Source organism: Roseateles sp. P5_B10 (assembly GCF_056400485.1).
Genome location: NZ_JBFULE010000352.1, coordinates 1 through 5,427, shown reverse-complemented (window position 1 = coordinate 5,427; position 5,427 = coordinate 1). Strand labels below are relative to the sequence as shown.

The 5,427-nt window shown below is 71.0% G+C and carries 4 protein-coding genes; 2 read left to right on the top strand and 2 right to left on the bottom strand.

From position 1 onward, the window contains the following. Together AC1DU6_RS19080 and AC1DU6_RS19075 are read left to right on the top strand one after the other, a co-directional pair. Positions 1-2,325 (top strand): DNA internalization-related competence protein ComEC/Rec2 (locus AC1DU6_RS19080; protein WP_477858915.1); only part of this gene is annotated, 2,325 nt, incomplete at its 5' end. 45 nt (positions 2,326-2,370) lie between these two features. Beyond that, complete coding sequence (locus AC1DU6_RS19075) at positions 2,371-3,438, top strand: cyanophycinase (RefSeq protein WP_457324352.1); 1,068 nt, start codon at positions 2,371-2,373, stop codon at positions 3,436-3,438. Here AC1DU6_RS19075 and mltB read toward each other — a convergent pair. Both mltB and AC1DU6_RS19065 read right to left on the bottom strand, forming a co-directional pair. Then, the gene (mltB, locus tag AC1DU6_RS19070) at positions 3,432-4,496 is read right to left on the bottom strand and encodes a lytic murein transglycosylase B (RefSeq protein WP_457324351.1); all 1,065 of its coding nucleotides are present in this window, start codon (positions 4,494-4,496) and stop codon (positions 3,432-3,434) included. The genes AC1DU6_RS19075 and mltB overlap by 7 nt on opposite strands. Continuing rightward, positions 4,493-5,427: transglutaminase-like domain-containing protein (locus tag AC1DU6_RS19065; RefSeq protein WP_477858912.1), on the bottom strand; the 935-nt coding region annotated here is incomplete at its 5' end. The genes mltB and AC1DU6_RS19065, both read right to left, overlap by 4 nt.

Below are 5,427 nucleotides of genomic sequence, written 5' to 3'. Positions count from 1 at the left end.
TGCTGCGAGCGGCTGCCGACGGCGGCCGAATACGCGCTGCTGGCCTTGGCTTTCGTGGTGCTCCTGCTGCTGCGTCGCCGCCACTGGCTGGCGTTGGCGGGTGCGGTCGCCGTGTTCGCCTTCGCGCAGGCGGGGTTGCGCGCCGAGCTGCGCATGAAGCCCGAACTGCATCCGGCCTGGGAAGGCCGCGATCTGGTGCTGGGCGGCCGCATCGATTCGCTGCCCATCGCCGTCACCGGCCAGGGGGGCGCGCCGGGTTGGCGCTTTGAATTTGCCGTGGACTCGGTCGGCGCAACGGGCACAGCGCTGCCGCCCGAAGTGCCGCGACGTTTGATGCTGTTGGCCTATGACTCAGCGCCCATCACTGCGGGCGAGCGCTGGCGCTTTACCGCCCGCCTCAAGCGCGCCCATGGCCTGGCCAATCCGGGCGGTTTCGATGTCGAGCTGTGGCTGTTCGAGCAAGGCCTGCGTGCCAGTGGCGTCGTGCGCACGGCCGAGCGATTGCAGGCGGCGCCCTGGTGGTCGCTGGACGCCGCGCGCCAGCGCCTGCGCACCGCCATCCGCGAACGCGTGGCCGATCCCGGCATGGCCGGCGTGCTGGCGGCGCTGAGCCTGGGCGACCAGAACGCCATTGCCCACAGCGACTGGAATCTGTTTCGCGATACCGGCGTGAGTCATCTCTTGTCGGTCTCCGGAAGTCACGTCGTCCTGCTCGGCTGGCTGGCCTCCGCACTCGTCGCGCCGCTGTGGCGCCGCAGCCGCTGGCTCTGCCTGCGCATGCCCGCGCCCACGGCGGCACGTTGGCTGGGCGTGGCGGTGGCCTTCGTCTATGCGCTGTTCTCGGGCTGGGGCGTGCCGGCGCAGCGCACCGTCATCATGCTGGCCGCCGTCGCCGCTCTGCGCAGCCTTGGCCTGCGCTGGCCCTGGCCGCTGATGCTGCTGGCGGCCGCCGTCATCGTCACGGCAGCCGACCCCTGGGCGCTGATGCAGCCGGGCTTCTGGCTGTCCTTCGGCGCCRTGGGCCTGTTGATGGCGGCCGGCGGCGAGCACGCAGACGGCTGGCGCGCCAGATGCAAGGCGGCGCTGCGCACCCAGGCCATCGCGACCATCGGCCTCGCGCCGCTGAGCCTGATCTGCTTTGCGCAGCTCTCCGTCGTCGGCCTGCTGGCCAACCTCGTTGCCATCCCGCTGATCAGCTTCGTCATCACGCCGCTGGCTTTGCTGGGCGGCCTGTTCACGCCGCTGTGGGCACTGGCCGCCGTGCTGATGCAGGCCTTGATGGCCTGGCTCAAGCTGCTGATCGCCTGGCCAGCGGCGGTGTGGTGGCTGCCGGCGGCGCCACTGTGGTCACAGGCACTGGCATTGCTGGGCGCCGTGCTGATGGCACTGAGACTGCCCTGGCGGTTGCGCGCTGCAGGTCTGCTGATGACGCTGCCGCTGCTGTGGCCGGCCGTGCCGCGCCCACCTGACGGCGAGTTCGAACTGCTGGCGCCGGACATCGGCCAGGGCAACGCGGTGCTGGTCCGTACCCGTGGCCATGCGCTGCTTTTCGACACCGGCCCGGTTTATGCGCCGGGCTCGGACGCCGGCGAGCGGGTGCTGCTGCCACTGCTGCGCCGCCTGGGGCTGAACCGGTTGGACATGCTGGTGCTCAGCCACCGCGACAGCGACCATGTCGGTGGTGCGGCAACCTTGATGCAGGCGCTCTCGGTGGGAGAGCTGCGCAGCTCGCTGGAGCCGGGCCATCCGCTGCTCGGCGTCGGGCTGCCCGTACAGCGCTGCGAAGCCGGCCAGACCTGGACCTGGGACGGCGTGCGCTTTGACGTACTGCACCCCACGCTGGCCCATTACGGGGGCGGCTTCCGGTCTAACGACCTGTCCTGCGTATTGCGCATCACGGCGGCTTCGAGCCGACGCGCGCTGCTGGCGGGCGACCTGGAGGCCGAGCAGGAGCGGCAGCTCGTGAAGCGCGAGGCTGATCTGCATGCCGAGGTGCTGCTCGTACCGCACCACGGCAGCAAGACCTCATCCAGCGCCGAGCTGTTGGCCGCCGTTGCGCCGAGCGTCGGTGTCGTGCAGGCCGGCTACCGCAGCCGCTTTGGCCATCCCGCGCCGCCGGTGCTGGCGCGCTACCAGGCCGCGGGCATCGCCGTCGTTGCCAGCCCGTCATGCGGCGCCTGGCGCTGGCGGAGTGCGACGTTCGAGTCGAGCTGCGAGCGAGCGCTGCGCCACCGCTACTGGCAGGACCTCACCCCCGCCAGCTCCGCGCCTGAAGGCCCTCTGGTTGAAGAGGCGCCAACGGCCGAGGCCGAGCTGGCCTTCTGACGCCGGGGCTGCCACACTCGCCCGGCCATCACCTGGGAAAATCACATGAAGCGCTTGGATATCTGGGCCCGTCGCATCGTCTCGTTGGGCCTGCTCTGCGTGAGCCTGGCCGCCGCAGCGGGCGGTGGCAGTGCCGGCAGCGGCGCCAAGGCCACGGCCGGCAACAAGGACTACGACCTCTACCGCAGCGGCAGCGCCGCCGATGCGCTGCCTCCCCAGCCAGCGAGCAACCAGCTCGTGCTGATGGGCGGTGGCATCGACGTCGACGACGCCTTCCGAGCCATGATCGCCAAGGCGCGTGGCGGCACGGCGGCCAAGGTCGATGTCGTCATCCTGCGCACCTCGGGCGCTGACGGCTACAACGCCTACCTGATGGCCATGGACGGCGTCGACTCGGTCGAGTCCATCGTGCTGAAGACGCGGGCTGGCGCCAGCGCGCCCGAGGTGCTGGATCTGGTGGCGCGGGCCGACGTGCTGTTCATCGCCGGTGGCGATCAGTCCACCTATATCGCCCAGTGGGCTGGCACACCGCTGGAGGCCGCGATGAAGGCCGCCGTCGCGCGCAGGGTGCCCTTTGGCGGCACCAGCGCCGGCCTGGCCGTGCTGGGCCAGTTCGACTACTCGGGCGCCAACCAGTCGGTGTCGTCGGCCACCGCCATGGCCAACCCCTATGACCGCGGCGTCACGCTGGACCGCAGCTTCCTGAATGCGCTGCCGCTGATGGCGAACGTCATCACCGACGCTCACCTCGTCGCCCGCGACCGCATGGGCCGCCTGGTCACCTTCCTGGCCCGGTTGTCGGCCGATGGCTGGGCCGGCTGGCAGGCGCTGCGCGGCATCGGCGTGGATGAGCAGACGGCCGTCGTTGTCGACGGCGACATCGCCACCGTCATGGGCAATGACGACGGCCTGGGCGGCCGCACCGGTCGCGCCTATTTCCTCAAGCCGACGATGGCGCCGACGACGGTGCAGGCCAGGAAGCCGCTGACTTTCCGCAGCCTGCAGGTCGAGAAACGCACGGCCGGCGGGCAATACAACCTGGCCACTTGGCCGACCGTGTCGCCGTATTTCATCTCGGTGGAGACGGGCGTGTTGATGCCCAACCCCTACTGAGCTTTGGAGGCTTGGCGCGCCCGGGCCACGGCCTGGCCGAGCTCGATGACGGCCAGCGCGTAATAGGCCGACCAGTTGTAGCGCGTGACCGTCCAGAAATTCTGCGTGCCCAGCAGCACGGTGGTCGGCTTCTTCGGCCCGTTCTGCAGCTCGATGACGGCCATGGGGCCATCGTGGTCGAGTGCGGCCTTGGAGGGCAAGGCGCCGGCGGCGCTGAGGTCGGTGGCGGTGAAGCTGGGCTTGATGTCCGGCGCCAGCAGGCGCGCCCGCTCGCGGCGGTCAGCGGGCAGTTTGACGCTGTAGTGCGTCGCCTCGCCGGGCTTCCAGCCGTACTCGGACAGGTAGTGGGCCACGCTGCCGATGGCGTCCACCGGGCTGGCGATCAAGTCGATGCGGCCATCGCCGTCGAAGTCCACCGCATGCTGGCGCCAGCTGCCGGGCATGAATTGCGGCCAGCCCAGGGCCCCGGCATAGCTGCCGCGCACCTCGCCGGCGTCCAGGCCGTTCTCGCGGCAGAGCTTGAGGAACTCGGCCAGCTCGCCGCGGAAGAAGGCCTGGCGTTCGGCGGCGCGCGGGTGCTCGGTGGGAAAGTCGAAGGCCAGCGTCGCCAGCGCGTCCAGCACCTTGAAGCCCCCGGTGATGCGGCCATAGAAGGTCTCGACGCCAATGATGCCGACGACGACCTCGGCCGGCACGCCGTAGGTGCTCTCGGCACGCGCCAGCGCGGCCTCGTGCTCGGCCCAGAAGGCCACGCCGGCGTCCAGGCGCCTGGGCTCGATGAAGCGGTCGCGGTAGGCCGTCCAGTTCTTGGCTGTGCCGACGGCCGCCGGCAGGATGAGCTGCCGCACGCGCGGCAGGTCCAGGGCCTGGCTGAGCTGCTCGCGCAGCGCGGTGGCGTCCCAGCTTTGCGATGCCGCAAGCTCGTCGGCAAAGGCGACGAGGGCGGGGCGGTTGCCCAGCGGTTCAGGAGGCGGCGCCGGCTTGGCGTGGCGGGGTTTGGCGTGGACGGCACAAGCCAGCAGCAGGCCGGCCAGCAGGGGGAGGTATCGGAAATTCACGGCTGCAGCATACGGGCCGCGGCGCGGAACTCGCCCCAGGCGGGCGCCGATGCGTCAGGGGCGTAGCGCGAGCGCTCCAGCTTCTCCAGCCACTGCGCGGCCGGCTCGGCCTTCTGGCCATGCTGGCGGCGCAGCGCGCGCGCCCAGGCGGCCGGGCTCTCGTGGGCGGGGATGCTCACGCCCGCACGGGTCAGCAGGGCGGCTATGCGCGCCCGCTGGCGGCTCCAGGCGTCGTGCGGCCGGCTGCTCCAGCGTATCCAGGCGGCGCCTGCCACGGCCAGCACGAGGATGACGCCGGCCAGGGCCTGGCCCAGCGCCGTCCAGTCGGGTTGGCTGAAGCCCAGGCGCTTGAGCAGGTCGAACTGGTTGTCGCGCGAATAATTCAGCACCAGTTGCTGCCAGCGGTTGTTGACGGTCTCCCAGCCATTGCGCATGGCCCGCCACAGCGTCGGGTTGAACTGGCCCAGCACGCCGGGCTGCGGCCGCAGCGCCAGGCCCTGGGTGACGCGGTTGGGCGCCACGGCGGCGGTCGGATCGCTGCGCACCCAGCCGCGGCCTTCGACCCAGAACTCGGCCCACGCATGGGCATTGGCGTTGCGCACGACCTGATAGCCGTCCTGGGGTTCGGCGTCCCAACCCTGGAAGCCGGTGACGATGCGCGCCGGCACGCCCATGGCGCGCATGACGACGACGAAGGCGGAGGCGAAGTGCTCGCAAAAGCCCAGGCGCCGGTCCAGCCAGAACTCGTCGATGACGTGGGGCGAGGTCTCGCCATAGCGGCCGGGGGTGAGGGTGTAAGTGAAGTCCTGGCTGCGGATGTGTTCCAGAAGGGCTGCGGCCAGAGCCTCGGAACGCGGGCCCGGCCCCAGCGTGGCAAAGCGCGCCTCGCCGGCCAGCAGCTCGGCCCAGGCACGGGTGCGCGGATTGAGAC

What these genes read in the sequence shown, in the direction of transcription:
- AC1DU6_RS19075 (WP_457324352.1), top strand. Translation starts at nt 2,371, where the DNA reads ATGAAGCGCTTGGATATCTGGGCCCGTCGCATCGTCTCGTTGGGCCTG.